Below are 606 nucleotides of genomic sequence, written 5' to 3' on the forward strand. Positions count from 1 at the left end.
TTCGTTCCGATTGAGATTGCAGGCGATCCGTGCGTGATCAGCCTGGTCCAGGACATGACCAATGAGAACCGTGCCCGGCGGGCCATGGAAGAAAGCGAGGAACGCTACCGGCAACTGGCCACGGACTTACAGCGCACGCTGGACATGTCGCTGGACCTCATCACGTCCTTCGACGCGGAGGGACGCTTCCTGACGGCGAGTGCGTCAAGTACCGAGATTCTGGGGTATACCCCGCAGGAACTGATCGGCCGCCCCTATCAGGAGCTGGTCCATCCGGATGACCGGGAGGTCACCGCCAGGGAGGACGACCTCATCACGGGTGGCACCCCAACGACGGCCTTTCAGAACAGGTACTTCCGGAAAAACGGCACGGTCGTGTGGCTGGAGTGGGCTGCGGTCGTGCTTCCAGGGGATCCGAACATGTACTGCGTGGCCCGCGACATCACGCATCGGCTGTCGTCCGAAATGCGAATCCGGGAGCTGAACAGTGGCTTGCAGCACCAGGTGCGCCAGCTCAATGGAATGCGTGACATCGACCAGGCCATCAGCTCCGGGATGGATTTTTCCCTCACGTTGCGCATGATCCTGGATCACCTCGTGCAGGTC

1 protein-coding gene is annotated in these 606 nt (G+C 61.2%); it reads left to right on the forward strand.

The window, feature by feature from the left end; translation table 11 throughout:
* Positions 1 to 54 precede the first annotated feature (54 nt).
* Positions 55 to 606: PAS domain S-box protein (locus IEY49_RS21265; RefSeq protein ID WP_189012395.1), on the forward strand; the 552-nt coding region annotated here is incomplete at its 3' end.

Origin of the sequence: Deinococcus malanensis (assembly GCF_014647655.1) — a bacterium.
Lineage (GTDB): Bacteria > Deinococcota > Deinococci > Deinococcales > Deinococcaceae > Deinococcus > Deinococcus malanensis.